Annotated in this window: 15 protein-coding genes; 11 read left to right on the forward strand and 4 right to left on the reverse strand. The window is 63.4% G+C overall.

Translation table 11 applies throughout. The features are described 5' to 3' along the window. Positions 1-218: 218 nt before the first annotated feature. Positions 219-1,679, reverse strand: coding sequence for a pectate lyase family protein (locus M2267_RS29355; protein ID WP_429119404.1), 1,461 nt, complete (start codon positions 1,677-1,679; stop codon positions 219-221). 271 nt (positions 1,680-1,950) lie between these two features. Here M2267_RS29355 and M2267_RS29360 point away from each other — a divergent pair, with 271 nt between their 5' ends. Both M2267_RS29360 and M2267_RS29365 read left to right on the forward strand, forming a co-directional pair. Continuing rightward, on the forward strand, positions 1,951-3,156 hold the full coding sequence (locus M2267_RS29360) for a glycosyltransferase family 4 protein (RefSeq protein WP_429119405.1): 1,206 nt from the start codon (positions 1,951-1,953) through the stop codon (positions 3,154-3,156). 31 nt (positions 3,157-3,187) lie between these two features. After that, a complete protein-coding gene (locus M2267_RS29365; protein ID WP_429119406.1) occupies positions 3,188-4,033 on the forward strand; it encodes a sulfotransferase family protein in 846 nt (281 codons plus the stop codon). Between the two features lie 7 nt (positions 4,034-4,040). On the opposite strand, the gene M2267_RS29370 is transcribed toward M2267_RS29365, so the two are convergent. Then, on the reverse strand, positions 4,041-5,225 hold the full coding sequence (locus M2267_RS29370) for a TCR/Tet family MFS transporter (protein ID WP_429119420.1): 1,185 nt from the start codon (positions 5,223-5,225) through the stop codon (positions 4,041-4,043). Positions 5,226-5,618: 393 nt separating this feature from the next. Here M2267_RS29370 and M2267_RS29375 point away from each other — a divergent pair, with 393 nt between their 5' ends. From M2267_RS29375 to M2267_RS29400, 6 genes are all read left to right on the forward strand, one after another. Next, on the forward strand, positions 5,619-6,149 hold the full coding sequence (locus tag M2267_RS29375) for an RNA polymerase sigma factor (RefSeq protein WP_429119407.1): 531 nt from the start codon (positions 5,619-5,621) through the stop codon (positions 6,147-6,149). A gap of 66 nt (positions 6,150-6,215) precedes the next feature. Beyond that, positions 6,216-7,160 carry a FecR family protein gene (locus M2267_RS29380; RefSeq protein WP_429119408.1) on the forward strand — a complete coding sequence of 315 codons (945 nt, stop codon included), beginning with the start codon at positions 6,216-6,218 and terminating at the stop codon, positions 7,158-7,160. Between the two features lie 122 nt (positions 7,161-7,282). Continuing rightward, on the forward strand, positions 7,283-9,676 hold the full coding sequence (locus M2267_RS29385) for a TonB-dependent siderophore receptor (protein WP_429119409.1): 2,394 nt from the start codon (positions 7,283-7,285) through the stop codon (positions 9,674-9,676). A gap of 13 nt (positions 9,677-9,689) precedes the next feature. Then, on the forward strand, positions 9,690-10,577 hold the full coding sequence (locus M2267_RS29390; RefSeq protein ID WP_429119410.1) for an ABC transporter substrate-binding protein: 888 nt from the start codon (positions 9,690-9,692) through the stop codon (positions 10,575-10,577). Then, on the forward strand, positions 10,574-12,580 hold the full coding sequence (gene fhuB / locus M2267_RS29395; RefSeq protein ID WP_429119411.1) for a Fe(3+)-hydroxamate ABC transporter permease FhuB: 2,007 nt from the start codon (positions 10,574-10,576) through the stop codon (positions 12,578-12,580). The genes M2267_RS29390 and fhuB overlap by 4 nt, the downstream gene beginning before the upstream one ends. An 80-nt stretch (positions 12,581-12,660) precedes the next feature. After that, positions 12,661-13,446 (forward strand): ATP-binding cassette domain-containing protein, encoded by a 786-nt coding sequence (locus tag M2267_RS29400; protein ID WP_429119412.1) that lies wholly within the window; start codon positions 12,661-12,663, stop codon positions 13,444-13,446. A gap of 72 nt (positions 13,447-13,518) precedes the next feature. On the opposite strand, the gene M2267_RS29405 is transcribed toward M2267_RS29400, so the two are convergent. After that, positions 13,519-14,703, reverse strand: coding sequence for a GGDEF domain-containing protein (locus M2267_RS29405; protein WP_429119413.1), 1,185 nt, complete (start codon positions 14,701-14,703; stop codon positions 13,519-13,521). A 115-nt stretch (positions 14,704-14,818) separates the two neighbouring features. Beyond that, a complete protein-coding gene (locus M2267_RS29410; RefSeq protein WP_402326451.1) occupies positions 14,819-15,268 on the reverse strand; it encodes a winged helix-turn-helix transcriptional regulator in 450 nt (149 codons plus the stop codon). A gap of 191 nt (positions 15,269-15,459) precedes the next feature. On the opposite strand from M2267_RS29410, the gene M2267_RS29415 reads away from it, so the two are divergent. From M2267_RS29415 to M2267_RS29425, 3 genes are all read left to right on the forward strand, one after another. After that, positions 15,460-16,629, forward strand: coding sequence for an MFS transporter (locus tag M2267_RS29415; protein WP_429119421.1), 1,170 nt, complete (start codon positions 15,460-15,462; stop codon positions 16,627-16,629). Between the two features lie 179 nt (positions 16,630-16,808). Further along, on the forward strand, positions 16,809-20,516 hold the full coding sequence (locus M2267_RS29420; RefSeq protein ID WP_429119414.1) for a response regulator: 3,708 nt from the start codon (positions 16,809-16,811) through the stop codon (positions 20,514-20,516). A gap of 158 nt (positions 20,517-20,674) precedes the next feature. Further along, on the forward strand, positions 20,675-22,720 hold the full coding sequence (locus M2267_RS29425) for a PAS domain S-box protein (protein WP_429119415.1): 2,046 nt from the start codon (positions 20,675-20,677) through the stop codon (positions 22,718-22,720). Positions 22,721-23,001: the final 281 nt, after the last annotated feature.

Raw genomic sequence — 23,001 nt, forward strand, 5'->3', positions numbered from 1 at the left:
GCACAGACTCCGCGCGGCAAGAGGCAATGCCACGCAGGCAAAATACTGACATAGAAATAACATTCAAATTTAGAAAACTATATTATACCGCATCCAGAAGAGCAATAGTTGCTTGCCGCCGAACCAAGGGAACGATTTGACCTCATGGTTGCGACGGACATTCTAGGGCACTTCCGACAATTGCGGGCCGCCGCAGAAAAGAGACCGTAGGCCACCCGTTAGTTCGGGTAGCGACCGGCAATCCGCTCCTGCGACAGCCATTCCATGAATTGATCGAAGCGCGTGCCTCCACCGGTCGAGGCAGGCTCCCAGGCGTCGTCCACACCGACGACGCCGCCAAATTTTTCCTCCACGCTGTCGGCCATGCCATCACCGTCCTCGTCCGCATAGGCGTGCGCCTCCTCGATCGCCGGAATCTCGCCCGGCGCAACCACCATGCGCCCTGCCCCCCTCTCGCCTTTCGCGCCCATATCCTTGATCCAGGCGACGTCCAGATCGTCACGGGGAAACGCGCCGGACTGGCCGCGAACCTCTTCATATGCCTCACCGGCGGCAAGGAGCGTATCAACCGCCAAGGGGCAAGGCGGACGGTTCACCACGAATTGGTCCGTTCCCGGCGAAAGCAGCTGAAGCGACTTGGAGGGCGGCGCCCACAACTCGTTGCCGCTCTCGTAGATCTGCGGCTGGGCGGCGCTTTCGACATTCTGCCACTTGATGGCGTAGGTCTTCTCGACCGTGCTCGGACCTGCCTTGAAGTAGTTGCCGACATAGGAAATCGGCGTGCCACCCGGATACTGCGAGAACACTTCGCCCCATTCGGACCGTGCATTGAAGAATACGTTGTTGATGATCTCGATGCAGGATTTTCCGTAGTGGTTGTTGTCGGGGTTCCGGTCGTTGTTGGAAATGCAGGCGTTTCGCCAGAAGGTAATGTTCTGCGGAACTCTGGGGTCGGCGCCGAGCAGGGTGCACTTGCTGTGCTTGTTGAGCCCCTCGGCAAAGATCGAGTTCGCGATGGTGATGTCCGTCGTGTTGGAATAGGTGCTGACGTTCTCGTCGGTCGCCCAGGACATCGACGTATGGTCGAAATAGACGCGCTGGCTGTTTTCGATCACCGCCGCATGGACGTTCTTGACGGAGTTCGGCAGCCGCGGCCGAATGCGCAGATGCCGGACGATCACGTCGTGCGTCTGCTTGGCAACCAGCGGGGTATGCCTCAGCTCGTCATTCGTCTGGTCGATGGTCAGCAAAATGCCGCCACCCGGCGCCGTCTGTCCGAGGATCGAGACCGAGTTGTTATCCTCGCCGATCACGAGCGAGGATTTGAGCCGGATGATCCCGGAAACGCGAAACACGCAATTTCGGGCCCCGGTCGCCTCGATGCATTCGCGCAGCGTACCGGGACCGGAATCCTCAAGGCTCGTTACCTGGATGATGCGGCCACCCCGGCCGCCCTGCGCCATCTTCCCGTGCCCTTCGGCACCGGGAAACGCAACCATCTGCGGCTCGGCGGCCGAAGCCGCGACACCGCAGAAGGCGGAAAGCAGGGCAAGCGTGCACGCACCATGCTGAAAAGCCTTTGCGCGCCGTGTCTGTTGCTGGATAGGCCGAGAACCGAAATGAACGGCCGGCCGCGGCGCACGTGGCGATGTGCGCGGCATGAAAATCTCAATCGGCATATAATTTACTCCCAAAGCCTTTTGGCGAGGCCCCGCTCCAGAAGCTTGAAAACGCTTGTGCAGGGCAATTCATCCCGCCCTATATCGTCAATCAAAAGAATATTTTTCGCGCAATTCGGGGCGAAGCTTTCCACTTTTGTTATAGTTCGTCAATTCGATTTATTTGCATCACCCGAAATAGGTATATAACTCTCGCTTTTGGCCTCTCGAAGTAGCAATAAGACGGTGCTATAGTTTCGCCATATTTAGTTTACTTTCGGGACCTCGTTTCGTGTCTCAAAAAGCAATTACCGTCGGATTTCCATTTTCGGGTGATGACATCGGGGGGAGCCATATTTCCGCGCTCAACCTCATATCGTCGTTCGACAGGGAACGGATCAATCCCATCGTCTTCGTGCATCATCCGCGCAAGGCGCTCTCCAGATATCTGGACGAGAACAAGATCGACTACGTCACGATCGAGGACATCGACATCCTCTCGCCGCAACGGGATCGGCCGCTCACGCAGCAATCCTTCTCGGCACTGCGCTATCCGATCTCGATGGTGAAAATCATCAAGCTCCTCAGACGACACAACATCGACATCGTGCACACCAACGACGGCGCGATCCATACGACCTGGGCGCTTCCAACCTACCTGGCCGGCGCGAAACTTCTGTGGCACCACCGCGGCGACCCTCGCGCCCGGGCCGTCAACATGCTTGCACCGATTCTTGCCAAGCACGTGGTGACGGTCTCGCGATTTGCGCAGCCGGCCAAGCCGTTGCTGCCGCTCGAAGGGCGTATCTCGGTGCTGCACAGCCCCTTCCGGCATCCGGACCAGATCCCCGACCGGGAGGAAAGCAGGCTGGCGCTGGTGCGCGAGCTCGGCCTGCCGGAGGAAACGCGGTTCGTCGGCTATTTCGGGCTTCTCAACGAACGCAAACGCCCTCTCCGCTTCGTCGAAGCTGTTCACGCCTTTCACCGCAGCAATCCGGATTTCCCGATTGCCGGCCTGCTTTTCGGCACGCCCGAACAGGCAGGGCCGCGGCTCGACCTTGAGACCGCGGAACGCGCGCGCGCTCTCGGGATCGCCGACAAGATCCACCTCATGGGATTTCGTCATCCGGTCGCGCCCTACATGTGCGCCGTCGACATTCTCCTCGTGCCTGCCATGAGCGAGCCGTTCGGCAGAACGCTCATCGAGGCCATGATGTACGGCACCCCGGTCGTCGCCACCAACCATGGCGGAAACCCGGAGGCGATCGAGAACGACGTCACCGGTTTTCTCGTCGAGCCGGAAAACCCAGAGGCTTTCGTCGCCCCGATGGAGCGCCTGCTGAAAGACAGAGGCGAGTGGCAACGCATCAGCGAAACGGCGCGCACCTCGACGCTCGCTGCCTATGGCATCAAGCCCCATGTCGACGGCATCGTCAGCATTTATCAGCGAATTCTCGGAAAACGGCGCTCCGACATCTCGGCACACGCCGCGCACTGAGCCCACCGACAGCGGAAAGAAAGAGAACGACATGCAGCTCTCGGATATCGATTTCCTGATCATCGGCGCTGCCAAGAGCGCGACCACCTGGCTTCAGCAGTCGCTGCAGCAAAACCCTTCCGTCTACATGCCGGATCCCGAGCTGCACTTCTTCAGCCGAAACTTAGACAAGGGCGACGCCTGGTATCTGGAGCAATTCGAGCCCAAGACTGAGCAGACCATCGTCGGCGAGAAATCCAACTCCTATCTCGACGAGCCGGAAGCGGCGGCCCGCATCAAGAAGGCGCTGCCGCAGGCACGGCTGATCGCGCAGCTGCGCAATCCCGTCGACCGCGCCTATTCCGACTACTGCATGCTCTATCGCCGCGGGGAAGTCGGCACCGACATCACCCGGTATCTCGATCCGCGCCAGGCAAAGGGCGGACGTTTCCTGGTCGGCGGCCTCTATTGCCGCCAGCTGGAAGCCTATCTCGATCTGTTTCCGGCCGAAAACCTGCAGGTTCTGCTTTACGAGCATATGCGCCAGAACCCGCAGGCGCATCTCGACGCGGTGAGAGACTTTCTGCAGCTGTCCGCGCCGCTGCATCCGGTCGTCAACAAGGTCAAGGACAAGACGGTGCCTGTCGTGCCGCCGAAGCTGCGCCGACTTCTTCAGCCGCTCAAGCCGATCGCGGCACCGTTCCGCAGCAATCCCATCGTGAAGGGCCTGCGCTCGATGGTCGCCCGCGAACTCGACTATGTGCCGCTGCCGACGGACCTGCGCAACCGGCTGGTCGAATTCTACGCGCCGGAAACCGAAAGGCTCGGCGCGCTTCTGAAGCAGGACCTTTCGGGCTGGCTGCAGGCGGCCGCCGGTAGCGCGCGACCAGCGGCCTGATGCCGGCCTAGCCCTCGGCGGGCCGCCCAAATCGTAGCGACAGAACGAGCGGCACGGCCACCAGATAGAGGGCGACGACCGACAGCCAGATGGCGCCTGGCCATTCCTGCCGGAAGACGAAATAGAAGCTTGAGAAAGCGAGCGGGCTGGCGATCGACGCCAGGCTCACAGCCGACGCCAGCACGCCCTGAAACTGGCCTTGCTGGGTCTCATCAACCTGGCGGGTCGCAAGGGACTGCAAGGCCGGCGCGCCGATGCCACCGAGCACGAAGATCGGCATGACGGCGAAGATCATCCAGCCTTCCGTCGCAAATGCCATGACGATCAAGCCGACACACGCGCCGGCAACACCTGTCAGGATCGTCGCGCGTTCGCCGAGCCGTTTCACCGCCGGGCCGGGGAGGAAAGCCTGGACGAGGGCCTGGCAGACCCCGAAGGCGCCAAGCGAAAGACCAATCCACAGCGCGTTCCATTGAAAGGCATCGCTGCCCCACAGGGCCCAGCAGGTGCTGTAGGCCTCGCCTGTCGCGCTCAAGACGATGAACAGAACGACGATCGGCATCAGGCCTTTTGTGGAGAAAGCCCAGCCGAGCGGACGCAGAGGATTGAGCGCGGCCAGATCGATCCTCTCCCGGCTGGGAATTCGCGATTCCGGCAGGACGAAGAGCGCCAGCAGCAGATTGCAGGCGTTGAGAACGGCGGCTGCAATGAAGGGCAGCCGCAAGCCATGGTCGCCAAGGATGCCGCCCAGCACCGGGCCGACGATAAAGCCAATTCCGAACATGGCATTGAACAGGCCGAAGCGGCGGGCGCGTTTGTCCTCCGGCGAGATGTCGGTGATATAGGCCGTCGCCACCGCCAAGTTGGCGCTCGTCAGGCCGGCGATCGCGCGACCTGCAAAAAGCATCCAGAGGTTGGAGGCGAAAGCCAGAAACAGGTAGTTGACGGCGGCACCCCCAAGGGAAAGCAGCAAGACGGGCCGGCGGCCGATGCGGTCGCTGAGTGCACCGAGCACCGGTGCAAACACGAACTGCATCACTGCATAGAGGGCTGTCATGGTGCCGATGAGCGGCGCGACGTCGTCGGTCTGCGTGACCTCCTTCAGCAGCGACGGCAGAATGGGGAAGATCAGCCCGATGCCGACGGCATCGAGGACAATGGCAGCAAAAATTACGATAAGTGGTTTCTTCATGGTAAGGGGTGTGGTCATGGCACGCTCCGGTAGACGCGAGCGTGCGGCACCGCCAGGCGCCAATGGCTCGCGAGCAGGGCTGACGAAATGTCAGATATCTGGTTCTGGGAGACGCTGGCCGATCCGCGCCGAAATAGGCGGGGATGGCATGTACTCGACCGCCTGGACGCCAATTCGTCCACCTGTTTACTCCGCCACTGAGCGGATCAAGGGAAGCGGTCGCTTTTCGCGACGGGCAATATTTACGTCAGATAGCCGCGCGCCGCAATCCCCATCGCCGCACACGTCTATAACATGAGATTTAAACTCCACTATTGCGCTCCGGTCTGTGGCCGGCTATCCCATTCCCCGCGCCGGCACCGGTGCGGGGATGGCAGGGGCGACTTCAATCCGATGAAAAGCCGTGACGACAAGCTGGCTTTGATCTTCATGCGCGAGCGTGCGGGCCTTTCACGCTATCTGTCGTCGCGCGCCGGTTCGACGGAGGATGGCGAAGACCTGGCCCAGGAAGCCTGGATCCGCTTTTCGCGCAACGGCGCGGCCGCGTTGAAGGCACCCGTCCCCTATCTGCGTCGCATCGTGCGCAATCTCGCCATCGACCACAGCCGCGCATCCACACGGCGGCGACTGACCTCGCTGGAAATCGAGGATCTGCTGGCGCTGCCCGACGAGAAGCCGGGGCCCGAGCAAGCGCTTAACGCCCGAAGCGAGCTTCTGCGCCTGACCGAGATCCTTGCGGAACTGCCGGAGCGCCGCCGGGCAATCCTGATTGCAGCTCGCGTCGAGGAAAAGCCGCATCGCGAAATCGCCGAAGCACATGGTGTTTCCACGCGCACGGTGGAACTGGAAATTCGCGCGGCAATCGAATACTGCTCCCGCAGGTTGAGCGAAATCGGCCCGGCTACCGACAAAAATAGACGGTGAATTTCGGCCTCGGACGTCACCAATCGTTTATTGTCCTATACGTCGGCGTCACCGGAACCCTGATCCATGCATATTGAGGATTCGCAAGAAGCGGAAAGACTGAAGCGCGAGGCGATCGCATGGGTCGTTCGCATCACGTCCGGCACCGCGACCGAGGACGATGCCGCGCGCCTGGCGGAATGGCGAGCCGTGGGGCCGGCCCACGAAGACGCCTATCGCGAGGCCGCGCGCCTTTGGAAGATCACCGGCCCGGCGCTTAAGGCCGGCGCAGCCCGATCGCGCCCCATGCTCTCCCGTCGCCGCTTTCTTGGGGGCGCGGCGGCAGGTGCTTCGCTGGCCGCCGGGGCCTCGTTCGCCTCCTATCTTGGCCTGCTTCCATCGCTCAACGCCGCCCTCGCCGACTACGCCACCGCAAGGGGGCAGCAGCGGCAGGTCACGCTCGACGACGGGTCCACGGTCGATCTAGACGGAGGATCAAGCCTTTCCGTCACGTTTTCAGCCAATGCCCGGTCGGTGACCCTGCACGAAGGCGCAGCCCTTTTTGCGGTCGCACACGACCCGTCCCGCCCCTTCGTAGTCGAGGCGGCGCAGGGCCGGACGGTTGGGCTCGGAACCACCTTCGCGGTTCGCCACGGTGCCGGCGACGTCGAAGTGGAATGTCTTGAAGGCACGGTTCAGGTGGAGTGTATCAGCGAGGCCCGGCTCTCGGCCGGCGACAGCATTCTTTACTCGGGGCAAGGCCTCGGCACCATCTCCCCCGGCAGCCCCGACGAGATGGCGGCCTGGAGGCGCGGGCTTCTCGTCTTCCGCGACCGGTCGCTCGACGACGTCGTGCTCGACATCAATCGCCACCGCAAGGGGCGTGTCGTCATTGCCAGCAACCGTCTCGGCGCCCGCCGGGTCTCCGGCGTCTTTCACCTCGATCGGCCGGACGAGATCATCGCCCATCTGGAAGCGTCGCTGCAGCTCTCCGCCAGCCGGGTCGGCGGTGGCGTCGTGCTCCTCTACTGAACCTCAGCGCCTCAGCCGCGCTCAAAAAAATCCGGAAAATCATTTCGGTCCCGCGACGCGGAGTCGTTCTTGTCATCGAAGGCACGCGATTGGCATGCCGATCTGAGACAGGGTTCGGGGACATGATGAACGGAAATCGGCCGCAGCGCACGGCGAAGGCTGCAATCAAGAGGATGCTGGCGACGACGGCATTCCTGGCGCTGGCAGGCGTAGTGGCCGGCACGCCGGCAGCAGCGCAGCAACCGAACCAGTCCTACGCCATCGCCAGCGGGTCTCTGGATACTGCACTTTCGCGCTTCGGCGCGACCAGCGGCGTCCAGGTGCTCTACAGCGCCGCGATCACCAAGGGCAGAACGTCGAGTGGCGCAAATGGCGCCCTGTCCGCAGACGCGGCACTCGCCCGGATTCTCGCCGGCACCGGGCTCACCTATCGTTTCACTGGCCCGAAATCGGTAACGATCTCCGATCCGGCAGCCCCCGCAAGCGCGGAAGTCGACGCCAATGGCGCAACCAAGCTGCAGGCAATCGTTGCAACCGGCGAGGCCAGCGAAAACAGCTACGTCGTTGCCGATAGCAGCACGGGAACCAAGACCGACGCGCCGTTGATCGAGATCCCACAGTCGATCTCCGTGGTCGGCCGCAAGCAGATCGAAGCTCAGAACGCACAATCCGTCACTGAAATTCTCCGCTACGTTCCGGGCGTGACGATCGAGACCTACGGACCGGATCCGAAGGGTTACGACTGGATCATGATGCGCGGCTTCAACGCCCAGTCGACCAGCTCCTACAGGGACGGCCTGCGTCAGCTTTCGAGCGGCTACACCTTCTTCCGCACGGACCCCTACCAGCTTGAAACCGTCGAGGTCCTGCGCGGCCCTTCCTCTTCGCTCTATGGGCAGAGCGACGCAGGCGGCATCGTCAACCGCGTCTCGAAGAAGCCGACCACGGACCGCCGCAACGAGGTTGAGGTCGAATACGGCAGCTTCAGCCGCATGCAGGGCGCCTTCGACCTGTCGGGGCCGATTGGCGAGGATCCGGCGCTGCTCTACCGGGTGATCGGCGTGGCCCGCAACAGCGACACGCAATTTACCTATGGCAACGGCGCCGATATCGGCGACGATCGCCTGTTGCTGGCGCCTTCGCTGACCTTCGCGCCCGATGCCGAGACGTCGCTGACGATCAGCGGCGATCTGCTCCAGGACAAGAGCGGCGGCAGCGCGATCAGCTTTACCCCGACGGGCGTGCTCATCGGCGATCCGAGCTTCAACAGAAGCGAGCAGATCCAGAAGACGATCGGCTACGAATTCGAGCACCGGCTGAACGAGACCTGGACGGTGCGGCAGAACGTGCGCTACGGCCACGTCAACTTCCTGCTCGACAACCTCCTGATCTCCGGCTCGGGCTCGGCCGGCCTCAACCGGGTGGCGCGCCGTTTCGACGAGAGCTTCGATGGTCTGGCGATCGACAACCAGGCGCAGGCGGAATTCGACACGGGTTCGATCGCCCATGACCTGCTGCTCGGTCTCGACTACGCCTGGTCGCGATCCGACGTGCGGCACTATACCGGGCCGGCGCCGTCCTTGAATCCTTTCAATCCGGTTTATGGCTTGCCCGTCACCCCGCCTGGGACGCCGCTTCAAAGCTACAAGGAGCGCTACCAGCAGATCGGCGTCTACGCGCAGGACCAGATCAGCTTGACCGACAGCCTGATCGCCACCCTCGGAGGGCGCTACGACTGGCTGGATCTCGACAACACCAACCGGCTGCGCGGGACCAAGACGGAAATCGACGTCGGGCATTTCTCGGGGCGTGCCGGCCTCACCTATCTGACCGATTGGGGCGTGGCTCCCTATGTCAGCTTCTCGCAATCCTTCGTGCCGAACTCGGGCGTGTCGGCTGACGGCGACACCTTCGATCCGTCTGAAGGCCGGCAATGGGAAGTGGGCGTCAAATACGAGCCGACCTCGTTCGACGGCCTGTTCACGCTCGCCTATTTCGACATCGTGAAATCCAACGTTCTGACCCCGGACACACGGCCCGGCAACACCGGGTTCAGCGTTGCGACCGGCGAAGTGCAGTCGCGCGGTCTTGAGCTCGAAGGCAAGTTCAGCCTCGGCAGCGGCTGGGATTTCACCGGCTCCTACACCTGGACGGATGCTGAAATCACCAAGGACAACAGCGGTAATATCGGCAACCGGCCGGCGCTTGTGCCCGAGCATCAGGCATCCGCCTGGCTTAACTACACGGTCACCGGCGGCACGCTCGAAGGGCTTTCGCTTGGCGGCGGTGCGCGTTTCGTCGGATCGAGCTTCGGCAACAACACCAACACGCTTGAAGTCGGCGGACGTACGGTCTTCGACCTTGGCGCAAGCTACAAGGTGACCGAAAACGCGACCCTCTCCCTCAACGCCACCAACGTCTTCGACAAGAAGTACTACACGACCTGCAACCCCGCCTACTCCTGCTACGAAGGCGACCGGCGCAGCGTCATCGGCCGGTTGAAGATCGGCTTCTAGGACGCGAACCGATATGCTCACCCGTCGTCGCCTTCTCGCCGCAACACCGTTCGCGCTTGCTGCCGTCGCCGCCCCCTTCCGGGCGGCGGCCAGCAGCCGTGCCAGACGCATCGCGGCAATCGACTGGGCGGCGGCGGAAGCGCTGGTGGCGCTCGGCGCGACGCCGGTTGCCGTTTCGGATACGCAATACTTCCGGCAACGCATGCCGGTTACCTTGCCGGAAAGCGTCGCGGATATCGGCCCGTTCTGGGAGATCAATCTCGAGCGCCTCGCAGCGATCGCCCCCGATGCGATCCTCGCGAACAGTTCGAGCCTGACCATGACACCCGCGATCGGCGAGATCGCGCCGGTGGAACAGGTTCCCGACAGGGCCGAGAAGGGCAAGCGCTTCGAACTTGCGGTCGCGATCATGACCCATGCCGCCCGGGTCGCCGGCGTGCCGCTGGCCGATGTCGATGCGTACCTGCTTGACGTCGAGGCGCGGCTTGCAGTCCAGCGTCAGCAACTGCGCGACACGCGCCGGCCGATGCTGGTGCTGCTGCCGGACCAGAATGGAAGACGAACGATGGTCTATGGCGAGGGCAGCCTGCCGGATGCGGTCTTGAAGAAACTGGGGCTTACGAATGCCTGGACCGGCCCGGTCAACGCCAACGGCCTGGCGCAGGTGGGTCTCGACGCCCTGATGCCGCTTGATGGCGCGACATTCGTTCAGGTCGAGATCCCGACGCTCAAGGTGCGCACGGCCCGATCGCTGGCGCGAAGCGCGCTTTGGCAACGGCTGGAACCCATCCGCGCCGCGCGCAGCGTAACCATACCGCAGTTTCACCCCTTCGGTGGATTGCCCTCGGTCACCCACTTCGCCGAAACGCTGGTTCCTGAGCTTGAGGGGTTGCCGGCATGACGGATGCGTCTCTGTCTCCGGCGCGCGCCGCCGTCAGCGGCGCCAGTGTCGGCATCGCCGCGCTCACAATCACCGCGGTCGGGCTCGCTCTTGCCAATCTCCAGGCCGCGGCCGGTTCGTCCGGCTGGCTTCACCTGCTGCTGTCCCCCGATCTTGCCGACCCCCGCCAGGCGGTCGCCTATCTGAGCGTGTTCCCACGGATACTGCTCGCTCTTGTCGCCGGCTTGGCGCTGGGTTTTGCCGGCTCGGTGTTCCAGACGGTGTTGCGCAATCCGCTTGCCGAGCCCGGCCTGCTTGGCGTGACGTCGGGCGCGCAGCTCGCGCTCGCCGCATCGCTGCTCTATGCACCGGCACTTTGGATCAACGGCTACGAGCCGGTTGCCCTTGGCGGCGGCATTGCCGTCTTCGCCATCGTAGCCCTTGCAGCCGCCGGCCGCGGCGCCACCGCGCCCGCCTTCGTCCTGACCGGCGTCGTGATCAGTCTTTATTGCAACGCCATCTACGGCCTACTCATCCTCTTCCATCATGACTTCCTGAGCGACCTGTTGACCTGGCAGGCGGGATCGCTGCAGCAGAGCGGCTGGCAATCGATGGCAAGGCTGACGGCACAGGTCGGCACCGTCGGACTGGTCATGATCCTGCTTCTGCGCCCTTTGCGGCTGCTCTCGCTTGGCGACGGGCCGGCCCGCAGCCTTGGGCTGTCGCCGGCCGTCGTCAAAGTGTCGCTGCTCGGGCTCGCATCCGCGCTGGCAGCGATCGTGACCGCCGAAATCGGCATCATCGGCTTCATCGGACTTGCTGCACCCGCACTGGCGCGGCGTCTGTGGCCGCGACGGTCCCACAATCCGCTCCCGGCCGCTTTCGTCGGCGCGATCCTGCTGCTGTTCATCGACCAGACACTCGCTCTGCTCGCGCCCTATGCCGGCGACATTCCCGCCGGTGCGGCCGCCGGCCTCTTCACCGGTCCGCTGCTAGCGTTCCTCGCCGTTACCGGGCGGCAGGCGGAGCGCCCGCGGACGGACCGGACGCCGCTTTCCGCGCGCCGGCTGCGCCGGCCCATGGTCGGCCTGGCGTTGCTTCTCGTCCTCCTGCTTGTGGCCTCGGCGCTCTCGGTCCTGGCCGGCGTCAGCGATCACGGGTGGCAGATCCTCTCCCCCTCAGATCCGGCCGTGCCGTGGCACTGGCGTCTCCCTCGCCTGCTCGGCGCCGCGGGCGCCGGGACGTGCCTCGCCGTTGCAGGTCTGCTTCTGCAGCGCGCCTTGCGCAATCCGCTCGCCAGCCCCGATCTTCTCGGCGTCGGCCATGGTGCCGGCCTTGGGCTGATCATCGCCTTCATGATCGTGCCGGCGGGCGCGGTCTGGTCCAAGCTTGCCGTCTCGGCGATCGGCGCCGCCGCGGTGCTCGCGCTCGTCGCGACGCTGGCCCGGCGCGCCTCTTTCCAGCCGGAACGAACGCTTCTCGTCGGCGTCGGCCTCGGCAGCATGGTCCATGCGCTGCTGGTCCTGTTCCTTGCAAGCGGCGGCCCGAACGGTGCGGCGCTTCTCAGCTGGTTCTCCGGATCGATCGGCGCCGTACGCCTTACCGACGCGGTCATGGTCTGCGTCGTCGCCCTTGCCGCAACGGCTGCAGCGCTCGTTCTTGGTCGCTGGCTCGCGGCACTGCCGCTCGGTGATACGGCGGTAACAGCGATCGGCATTCCCGACCGTGCGGCGAGGACCACCCTGTTCTTCGCCGCCGCCATCGCCATTGCCGCCGCAACGATGATCGTCGGGCCGGTCAGCTTTATCGGGCTCATGGTTCCCCATCTCGTCGCCCAGGCCGGGTTCCGCCGCGAACGCGATCTCGTCGCTGCCTGCGCCCTCACCGGCGCCGCCTTCCTCGTTGGAGCGGACTGGATCGGCCGCAATCTCGCCTGGCCATGGCCGATGGCACCGGGACTTATCTCGGCGCTTTTGGGCGGACCGATCTTCCTTTGGCTGATCTGGCGAGGTCGCGCCCAATGAAACCGGCCTTGAACAGCCTATCCGATCAAATCGAAACGCGGTCCGATCTCGGTCCGTCGGCAGACATTGCAGGAGCCCCGATGACGGACGCAAAACCACTCTTTGCGGTGCGCGACGCCAGCTTTTCCGTCGGCGATCGCGTGCTTTTGCACCCGACGAAGCTGGAAATCGCCAAGGGCGAAATGCTGGCGCTCGTTGGCCATAACGGCTCGGGCAAGTCGACCCTTCTGAAGATGCTGGCCCGACAGCAGGCGCCGTCGTCCGGCGCAATCGCGTTCGATGGCAAGCCTCTCGACGCCTGGCCGACCCGCGACTTTGCCCGCCGGGTCGCCTATCTGCCGCAGCAGATCCCCGCCGCTCCGGCCATGACGGTTCGGGAACTGACGGCGATGGGCCGCTACCCGTGGCACGGCGCGCTCGGCCGGTTCGGACGTGACGACCGTGAGAGCGTCGAGCGGGCGCTGGAGCGCACGCACATGCTGCCGCTTGCCGACCGGCTGGTGGACACGCTTTCCGGCGGCGAACGCCAGCGCGCCTGGCTCGCGATGCTGTTGGCGCAGAACGCGGCATGCCTGCTGCTCGACGAGCCAACGGCCGCTCTCGACGTCGCCCACCAGATCGAGGTGCTTTCACTCGTTCGCACCCTGTCACGCGCCAGCGGCCTGACTGTCATTCTCGTGCTGCACGACATCAACATGGCGAGCCGCTTCTGCGACCAGATCGTTGCGCTCCATTCCGGCGGGCTCGTCGCCAGCGGCCGGCCGAACCAGATCATGGAAAAGACGACCCTCGAACGCATCTACGGGGTGCAGATGGATATCCTCGCCCACCCCTCGGCCGATCGTGTCATCGCCGTCCCCTGTTGATGAAAGCTCACGCCCGGACCTGTCGCTGATTTGGGGGCCGGGAGGCCGCACCTTTCCCGGCTCGACTGCCGCTTAGGCAACCTGCGCGTCTGGCTCGGCGTCCTTGGCCAGCACGACCGTATTCCTGCCCATGCGCTTGGCTTCGTAAAGCGCGTCGTCTGCCTTCTGTAGCAGCCGCTCGAGCGTGGTATCCGCGGCGATCGCCGTCGCTGCCCCGAGGCTCGCGGTCACGCAGCCATCGGTCAGTCCGCGATGCGGTAGGCGCAGCCCTTCGATCGCCACCCTGATCCGCTCTGCCATCGCCAAAGTCGGCAGCGGCTCCCGTCCGGGCGCCAGCACCAGAATCTCTTCCCCGCCGAAACGGAAGACGAAGGCAGCCTCGTCGACCGTGGAGCGGATGCATTGTGAAACAGCGCGGATGCAGGCGTCGCCTTCGATATGGCCGTGAACGTCGTTGAACCGCTTGAAGTGGTCGATGTCGAGCAAGATCGCCGAAATTGCGGTATCGCCCGGTGCGTCGTTCCACAGCATGCCGCCGATCCGCGCCAGCGACCGGCGGTTCAACAGACCCGTCAGTTCATCCCGTTCAGCGTTGCGTTCGAGTTGCTGGCAAAGGAGGCTGCCTCTCAGCTGATTGAGAAAATTCTGTCGGTCCTTCTGCTCCAGGAAATAGGCGCTCACCGCCAGGAAGATCGACAGCGTCAGATAGAAGGTGATGATGCCGGAATAGGTTACGTCGTCGAAAGCGCCGGTCAGATGCGTCGTGGTGAAGTGCGACGCGCACATCAGCGCAAGCCCCGAAACGACGGCCAGGAACCGCGGCCGGAGCGCGATGACGAAGAATAGGAAGGCGGCGGAATTGCCGTTCTGGTAAACGAAAAGGTAGGGACTGGTGCTCTGCGTGGCCACCGCCATCGGCAAGGTGACGCCGAGCACCGCGATCGCCACCGCCAGGACGTCGTAAAGGCGGGCGTCCGGCCAGCGGCGCACCGCCAGGATGCAGGCAATGACGAAGGGCGTGAACACCAGGAAGCGAACGGTGAACAACCCGGCGAAGACATCCGGCAACATCGTGTGGTCGCCGAAATAGACGAGATCGTAGATGAAGATGCCGATCACGCCCCAGATTGCGGCGAGCCGCACGCGCTCTGCCGCATAGTCCTTGCGGAAGAGTTCTTCAATCTCCGGCGAAAAATGCAGATAGCGAAAGCCCCGCGCGATCTGGCCTTCTACCTGGTCTAGCGTCACAACGCCCATCGCCCATTTCCCGAACTGCGGAAAGACTCGGTGCAGACTAGCAGAGAAAGCTGAACATTCGTCTAAAGTTAGAACGGTTCATTGCATCGGGCGCGCGAACCGGTCTGAAGCGACGTCACGCTTCGGGAACCTTGATCAGCACCGTTCCTGCCGCGTCGATCGGCTTGCCATCCTGTGTGCGGATATCAAGCTTGACCGGCAGGCCCGTTTCCTTCTCGACCAATTGGGAATGCTCCTCGCCCGGCTGAAACAGATGCTTTTCCCCGAACTGCCGCAAGGCGACCATGACCGGAAAGAGGTCGCGGCCCATCGCCGTCAACTGGTACTCGACCCGGGCCTTCGCCTCGCCGGCCGGAACCGTTTCGAGAATGCCGCGCTCGACGAGCGTTTTCAGGCGGTCGGTCAGGATGTTCTTGGCAATGCCGAGGCTTTTTTGAAAGTCGCTGAAGCGGCGCACGTCATCGAAAGCATCGCGCACGATCAGCAGCGACCACCAGTCGCCGATCGCATCCAGCGATCGCGCGCTCGGGCAATAGTCTTCCTTCAGCCGTCTGCGGGCCACCATGCATGATCTCCATTTGGAATTTTGGTTGCATTATGAAACCAAAATGATATCCATTTCTTGGTTTCATTATTAAACCAAAACAAGGAACACGTCCAATGGATGGTAAAATTGCTGCGGCGCCGGCCGGCGCTGCAAACGATGTCCCCTGCCCGGTCGGCAAGGCCTGCCCGTCATCGCCGCTGACGCGTCCGATGATGACACTCTTTGCCTTCGCCGCCGGCCTCGCCGTCGCCAACGCCTATTTCGCTCACCCTTTGCTCGACGTCATGGCTGCCGATCTCGATCTGTCGGAAACCCGCGCCGGCCTGATCGTCGGCGCAACCCAACTTGGCTACGCGCTCGGGCTGATCCTGCTTGTTCCTCTCGGAGACCTTTTCGATCGCCGCAAGATCATCGTCTTTCAGTCGCTGCTGTCGGTCGTCGCCCTCGGCTTCGTCGCTTTTTCGGCAACTGTCGAAATGCTGATGGTTTCCATTGCCGCAGTTGGCATGCTCGCCGTGCTCACGCAGGCGCTGGTCGCCTATGCGGCCAGTCTCTCCCACCCTTCCGAACGGGGCCGGGTGGTCGGATTTGTCACCAGCGGCATCGTCATCGGCATTCTGTCGGCTCGCGCCGTCGCGGGATTGCTGACCGATCTGGCCGGCTGGCGGGCGGTCTACTTCGTATCTGCCGCGCTTACCCTCTTGATCGCGCTACTGCTTTACAAGCTGCTGTCGCATCAACAACGGGAAACGAGCAAGCTTAGCTATCTCCGCCTTGTCTCCTCCACCTTCACGCTGATTGCCCAGGAGCCGGTTCTGCGCGTCCGCGGCATCATCGCGATGTTGATCTTCGCCAACGTGACGACGCTGCTCACCCCGCTTGTCCTGCCGCTGAGCGTGCCGCCCTTTTCGCTGTCGCATACTGAGGTCGGCCTCTTTGGACTGGCAGGGATTGCCGGAGCGCTCGCCGCCTCGCGCGCCGGACACTGGGCCGATCTCGGATTTGGACAGAGGACGACGGGGATATCGCTCGCGCTGATGCTCGCCGCGTGGCTGCCGATCTCGCTTCTGGAGCATTCGCTCCTGTGGCTCGTTGCCGGCGTCCTGATACTCGACTTCGGCCTTCAGGCTGTGCACGTGACGAACCAGGCTCTGATCTATCGCGTGCGACCGGAAGCCCAGAACCGGCTGACCGCCGCCTATATGCTGTTCTATTCGCTCGGCAGCGGGCTCGGATCGTCCCTCTCAACCGTCGCCTACGCGCATGGCGGATGGCAGGGCGTCTGCTTGATGGGCGCAGCGCTCAGCCTCGTTACGTTGCTCTTCTGGCTGGCGACGAAACCTGCAGATCAGCAAGATGGCACAATGCTGAACGGCTAGTTTCGCACCACCCGCATCGCGCACGGCCGCTCTCGGCAAGGGCGGTCATGCTTTTGCACCATTTCCATCCCCCTCCTCCCCCAAAAAAACGTCCGACATCGTACCGCTCGTCGCTAGGGAACCGTTACCGAAACCGAGCGTTTACGTTGCTTGAGCGTCATCTATCGGGGATCAACGCCATGTCAGACGCCGAGAACACGTCCGACAGCGCAGTCGCAGCCAAGGAAATGGCGTGGCCCGCGGCACACGACGAGATGCAGTCGCTGATCGACGACTTTGACTGGTCGCAGACCTCGCTCGGGCCGATGGGAAATTGGTCGCCGACGCTGAAGATCATGATCCCCTTCCTTCTGCGCAACCGGTTTCCGCTCCTGTTGTGGTGGGGACCGCATTATGTCTCAATCTACAACGAGGCCTATCGCCCGGTGCTCGGCGCAAAACACCCCTGGGCGCTCGGCAAACCGGTCAGCGAATGCTGGAGCGAGATCTGGCATGTGCTGAAACCGTTGATCGACACGCCTTTCAACGGCGGGCCTGCGACGTGGAACGACGACATCGAGCTCGAGATCAACAGGCACGGTTTCCTGGAAGAGACGCATTTCACCATCGCCTACAGTCCGGTGCCCGACGAAACCGCAGCAAATGGCATTGGCGGCGTGCTCGCCACCGTGACCGAAATTACCGAGAAGGTGATCGGCGAGCGCCGCATCGTCGTCCTTCGGGATCTTGCTTCCCGCTCCGGCGATGCGCGAACGCCCGACGAGGCCTGCGCGATCGCAACGGAGACATTCAGGAAGCACGAACGAGACGTGCCCTTCGCCCTTCTCTATCTCGTGGAGCCCGGCCGGAGACGAGCCCGGCTTTCCGGATTGGCAGGCCTTGAACCGGATCACGCGCTGTGCCCGGCAAAGGTCGAGTTGGCGCAACAGGACAGTTCCGCCGGCTGGCAATTCGGTGCCGACCTGAAGCCCTTCCTTGTCGATGATCTCGCAAGCCGTTTCCCGAGCTCCGCGAGCGCATCCGGCCTCGACCTGCCCCACACGGCAATCGTCCTCCCGTTGCCCGCGGCCAATGCCCGCGATGCCGCCGGTTTTCTCGTGGTCGGCATCAATCCCCGCCTGACGCTCGACGAGCATTACCACGACTTCCTGCATCTCATGCGGGCGCAGATCGCCAGCGCCATCGGCAACGCCCAGTCCTATGAAGACGAACGTAAGCGCTCCGACGCACTGGCGGAGATCGACCGCGCAAAGACCGTCTTTTTCTCCAATGTCAGCCACGAGTTCCGCACGCCGATCACGTTGATGCTCGGCCATATCGAGGACCTTCTGGCCCGCAGCCAGGAGCGGCCCGATGATCGTGATCGCCTGCTCGTTGCCCATCGCAACTCGCTGCGCCTGCTCAAGCTGGTCAACACGCTGCTTGAATTCTCACGCATCGAAGCCGGACGGCTACAGGCACGCTTCGAGCCGACGAACCTTGCGACCGCAACGTCAGAGCTTGCCAGCGCTTTTCGATCGGCGATGGAAATGGCGGGGTTGCGTCTGACCGTCGACACACCGGCGTTGCCGGAGCCGGCCTATGTCGATCGCCAGATGTGGGAAAAGATCGTTCTCAACCTTCTCTCGAACGCCTTCAAGTTCACGCTTGAGGGCGAGGTCACCGTTAAACTCGCGGCCGAGGACGATGATTTCGTCCTGACCGTCCGCGATACCGGCATCGGCATTCCGGCCAACGAGATGCCCAGGCTTTTCGAGCGCTTCCATCGCGTTGAAGGCGCAAGGGGTCGCAGCCAGGAGGGCTCAGGCATCGGGCTCGCCTTCGTCCAGGAATTGGTGCAGCTTCACGGCGGAACGGTCACCGCCGAAAGCCGCATCGACGAAGGCACGACCATACGCGTGGCGATCGCCAAAGGCAGCCGCGCGTCCGCGCAACACCGGAACGGCAATGGCGAAGATCGCCCGTCAACGTCGACCGGCGCCGCACCCTTCGTGGAGGAGGCACTGCGATGGCTGCCGGATCATCCGTCCCCGGATACGGGCCTGCCCGAGGTTGATCCGGCTCCGCATGTGACTGAACAGCGAGATGGCGGCCGTCGGTCCCTGTTGATCGTCGATGATAACGCCGACATGCGCGACTATCTGCGCCGCCTTCTCAGCGCACAATACGATCTCAAGGTGGTCGGCAATGGCGAAGACGCACTCGCCGCCGTCGGATTGCAGAAGCCGGACCTAATCCTCACCGACATCATGGTGCCAGGCTTCGACGGGATCGAGTTGCTCAGGCGCTTGCGCGCGGATGCGCGCACGAACACCGTGCCGATCATCATTCTGTCGGCGCGCGCCGGCGAGGAGAGCCGGATCGAGGGCATGCAGGCCGGCGCTGACGACTACCTGATCAAACCCTTCAGCGCGCGCGAACTGCTGGCCCGGATCGAGGCGCACCTGAAGATCTCACAGTATCGCACCGAAGCTGCGGAAACCCTACGCGCGAGCGAAGAGCGGTTCCGCGCGCTCGTCACCGCGAGTTCGGATATCATCTACCGCATGGGCCCCGACTGGCACGAGATGCGGTTTCTGCAGGGCAAGGACTTCGTTGCCGATACGGACGAGCCGAGCGGCAGTTGGCTCGAAACCTACATCCCGCCCGAAGACCAGACGCTGATGCTCGCGCGCATCGATGACGCCATCGACAACAAGGCCGTTTTCGAAATGGAGCACCGGGTCATCCGCCGCGACGGCGGCGTCGGCTGGACCCATTCGCGCGCCGTACCGATGCTCGACGGCAAAGGCGAGATCGCCGAGTGGTTCGGCGCGGCACGGGACATCACCGACCGCAAGCGCGCGGAAGAGACCCAGCAACGCCTGCTCAGCGAACTGAGCCACCGCGTCAAGAACATGCTCGCTTCGGTTCAGGCGATCGCCCAGCATACCTTGCGTTCGGCCAAGACCCCGGCCGACTTTGCCGCCAGCTTCAGCGGACGCCTGCAGTCGATGTCGCGCATGCACTCGCTTCTGACCCGAACCGCCTGGGAGGGGGCTGACCTCGACGACATCATTCGCGACCAGCTTTTGTGGGGCGCTGCCGACGAGCGCCGGGTCACGACCTCCGGTCCACCCGTTCGGTTCGACGCGCAGACGGCAACACATATGGCAATGGTCTTGCATGAACTTGGGACCAACGCGGCAAAACACGGCGCGCTTTCCTCGAACAAGGGATCGGTCTCGATCGATTGGAGCGTGACCGGCAATGCCCTTTGTCTCAACTGGATCGAACGGGGTGGACCACCGCTCAAAACCCCGATTGGTCTAGGCTTCGGCACGCGGCTGATCGAGAAGGTCGCGACGGGCGGAGGCGGAAGCGCCCACCTGAAGACCGAGGCCGATGGCATGCGGTGGGAGGTGTGGCTCCCGCTTGAAGCCGATGTTCCGCCGATCACCGAGCACGACGCGGAGGAACCTTTACCAGAAGGGCCGGCGGCCGGTGCCCAGGTTGCATCGACGACGCTCAAGGGAAAGCGCATATTGGTGGTTGAGGATGAGGCGCTGATCGCCTTCGAAATCGCCGCGATCCTGGAGGAAGAGGATGCCGAGGTCGCCGGGCCCGCAGCGACACCCGGCGATGCGTTGCGCCTGATCAACGAGATGGCGTTGGATGCCGCGCTGCTCGACGCCAATCTACGCGGCCAGCCGGTTGATGCGATCGCCGCAGCCTTGACCGACAAAAAGGTCCCGTTCGTCTTCGTATCCGGCTACGGTCGCGAGGCTCTGCCGCGCGGCTTTGCCGACACCGCTCTGCTGGCAAAGCCGTTCAACCCTCGGCAATTGCTCGAGGCCGCGACCCTGCTCGTCGCCGAGTCCAAATCCGTCTTGCGTTTCCGGCACTGAGGGAGGACGCTTGATAGAGCCTTCTTCCCCTCGGACACCGTTGCATTTCGGCGCGCTTGCGGTAGTTTTTCAGAACGCCCCGCCAAGCAGCGGCGGCCTTTCGCAACGTGTGGCCATCACCGATGCGGTTCCACTTCGAGTTCGTGGGAGCGGTCAATATGCTGGTCGACAATAGTGGCGCAAACGCCTCCGAACAGCCCTATCGCGAGAGCGAGGCGCGGTTTCGCGAGATTTTCGAGAACGCCGGAGTCGCAGTCTGGGAGCAGGACTTTTCCGGGGTCTGCGATCTGCTGGATCGGCTTCGCTCGGAAGGTGTCGAGGATCTGCGCGCCCATCTGAAGGCACACCCCGAGCGGCTGAACGAAGCGATCGCGCAGGTGCGTATCGTCGACGTCAATCCTTTCACCGTGGAACTGTTCGAGGCCACCGAAAAGGACGAGTTGCTCCGGTCGCTCTCCAACGTCTTTCTGCCGGAAACGGCGCCGATCTTCCTCGAAGAACTGGTGACGCTCTGGCAGGGTCAGAGGCGCTTCGGCAGCGAGGCCGTCGTTCAGACGTTGCGCGGCCGGCGGCTGCATGTGGTCTTCACCGTCACGTTCGAAGGCCTCCGCTGCGAGCGCACCTATGTCAGCATCCTCGACATTTCCCAGCGCAAGGCAGCCGAGCGCCGGCTGCAGGCGGTCGACCGGATAGCCAAGGCAATCGCCGGCAATCTCGATCTCGATCACATCGTGCAGACCGTGACCGATGCCGCCACGGAGCTGACGGGCGCAAAGTTCGGCGCCTTCTTCTACAATCTTACCGACCCGGACGGCGAGCGCTACACGCTCTACACCCTCTCCGGCGCGCCGCGCGCGGCCTTCGAAAACTTCCAGTTGCCCCGCAACACCGCCGTGTTTGATCCGACCTTTCGCGGTCGCGGCATCGTGCGCTCCGACGACATCCGCACTGACCCGCGTTATGGAAAATCCGCGCCGCATTTCGGCATGCCGAAGGGTCACCTGCCGGTGGTAAGCTACCTCGCTGTTCCGGTGCTCTCACGGTCCGGTGATGTCCACGGCGGGCTTTTCTTCGGCCATGATCTGCCGGGCGTCTTTACCGCCGAGACCGAAGCGACGGTGACCTCGATCGCCGCGCATGCCGCGATTGCCATCGACAACGCCCATCTGCTCAAGGCGGCCGAACAGGAACTGACGGTCCGCCGCGCGACGGAACGCGCCGCCCAACAACTGGCGGCGATCGTTGAATCCTCGGAAGATGCGATCCTCTCGATGGACCTGAACGGCGTCATCACCAGCTGGAACGCCGGCGCTGAGCGCCTCTATGGCTATACGGTAGAAGAAGCGGTCGGCAGCCCGGTCACGCTGCTGATCCCGGAGGATCGTCTCGGCGAAGAACTGGAGATCCTGGCAAATGTTCGCGCCGGTCAGCGCGTTGACCACTTCGAAACCGTCAGACAGCGCAAGGATGGCGGGCTGATCCCGATCTCGCTGCGGATTTCACCGATCCGCGACAATACCGGCGTGGTCGTCGGTGCCTCCAAGATCGCTCGCGACATCAGCGAGCGCCGGCAGGCCGAGCAGCAGAAGGATCTGCTGATCCAGGAGATGGCGCACCGGGTAAAGAACCTGTTCATGGTTTCGAGCAGCGTCGTGTCGCTGAGCGCCAAGGCCGCCGCATCCGCCGAAGAGCTGGCGTCTGCCGTCGTCGCACGGTTGGGGTCGCTTGCGCGCGCGCACGTGCTCACCTTGCCGACTCCCGACCGTAACGGTGCAGGCGAAGGCCGCGCCAATCTGCAGGCGCTGCTTTCGACATTGCTCTCACCCTATGACGGCGATACGCCCCAAGGCCTTCGCCGGGTCACGACCCGAGGCTGCGATCTTGGCATCCCGCGCGCCGCGATCACCGGCTTTTCCCTGGTCGTGCACGAGTTCGCCACCAACGCCGCCAAATACGGCGCCCTGTCGACCGCCAGCGGTTCGCTCGACATCGAATGCATCGATCGTGGCGATACCCTGGAACTGAAATGGACCGAACAGGGCGGCCCTCCGGTAACCCGAACCGAGACCGAAGGCTTCGGTACCAAGCTCGCCAAGCTGACGATCGAAAGGCAGTTCGGCGGCGAAATTCTCCGCCAGTGGCGTCCGGAAGGCCTGATCATCCACCTGATTGTCCCCAAGGACCGCCTGCAGCCGCCGGAGTGAGGCGCGAGCCACCTGCCTTGCCTATTGCCGCCGGCGGCCGTGTGCACATTCTCCCGGCTTGCGGCCATTACGTCCCGCTGGAGCGACCGTTGGCGCTGAATGCCATTCTGCGCGATGTCATTGGGTCACAGGAGCGAGGTTGAGTTTCGCGCCGGCGTTTGCTCGGTTTCCTGTGCCTTAGAACACCAAAAGCCCGCGGGATTTCTCCATGCGGGCTTTATGATTTGGTTGCGGGGGCAGGATTTGAACCTGCGGCCTTCAGGTTATGAGCCTGACGAGCT

The organism is Ensifer sp. KUDG1 (assembly GCF_050434285.1).
Taxonomy (GTDB): domain Bacteria; phylum Pseudomonadota; class Alphaproteobacteria; order Rhizobiales; family Rhizobiaceae; genus Ensifer.

What these genes read in the sequence shown, in the direction of transcription:
- M2267_RS29385 (WP_429119409.1), top strand. Translation starts at nt 7,283, where the DNA reads ATGATGAACGGAAATCGGCCGCAGCGCACGGCGAAGGCTGCAATCAAG.
- M2267_RS29425 (WP_429119415.1), top strand. Translation starts at nt 20,675, where the DNA reads ATGCTGGTCGACAATAGTGGCGCAAACGCCTCCGAACAGCCCTATCGC.
- M2267_RS29400 (WP_429119412.1), top strand. Translation starts at nt 12,661, where the DNA reads ATGACGGACGCAAAACCACTCTTTGCGGTGCGCGACGCCAGCTTTTCC.
- M2267_RS29410 (WP_402326451.1), bottom strand. Translation starts at nt 15,268, where the DNA reads ATGGTGGCCCGCAGACGGCTGAAGGAAGACTATTGCCCGAGCGCGCGA.
- M2267_RS29365 (WP_429119406.1), top strand. Translation starts at nt 3,188, where the DNA reads ATGCAGCTCTCGGATATCGATTTCCTGATCATCGGCGCTGCCAAGAGC.
- M2267_RS29415 (WP_429119421.1), top strand. Translation starts at nt 15,460, where the DNA reads ATGATGACACTCTTTGCCTTCGCCGCCGGCCTCGCCGTCGCCAACGCC.
- M2267_RS29355 (WP_429119404.1), bottom strand. Translation starts at nt 1,679, where the DNA reads ATGCCGATTGAGATTTTCATGCCGCGCACATCGCCACGTGCGCCGCGG.
- M2267_RS29380 (WP_429119408.1), top strand. Translation starts at nt 6,216, where the DNA reads ATGCATATTGAGGATTCGCAAGAAGCGGAAAGACTGAAGCGCGAGGCG.
- M2267_RS29375 (WP_429119407.1), top strand. Translation starts at nt 5,619, where the DNA reads ATGAAAAGCCGTGACGACAAGCTGGCTTTGATCTTCATGCGCGAGCGT.
- M2267_RS29370 (WP_429119420.1), bottom strand. Translation starts at nt 5,225, where the DNA reads ATGAAGAAACCACTTATCGTAATTTTTGCTGCCATTGTCCTCGATGCC.
- M2267_RS29420 (WP_429119414.1), top strand. Translation starts at nt 16,809, where the DNA reads ATGTCAGACGCCGAGAACACGTCCGACAGCGCAGTCGCAGCCAAGGAA.
- M2267_RS29390 (WP_429119410.1), top strand. Translation starts at nt 9,690, where the DNA reads ATGCTCACCCGTCGTCGCCTTCTCGCCGCAACACCGTTCGCGCTTGCT.
- fhuB (WP_429119411.1), top strand. Translation starts at nt 10,574, where the DNA reads ATGACGGATGCGTCTCTGTCTCCGGCGCGCGCCGCCGTCAGCGGCGCC.
- M2267_RS29405 (WP_429119413.1), bottom strand. Translation starts at nt 14,703, where the DNA reads ATGGGCGTTGTGACGCTAGACCAGGTAGAAGGCCAGATCGCGCGGGGC.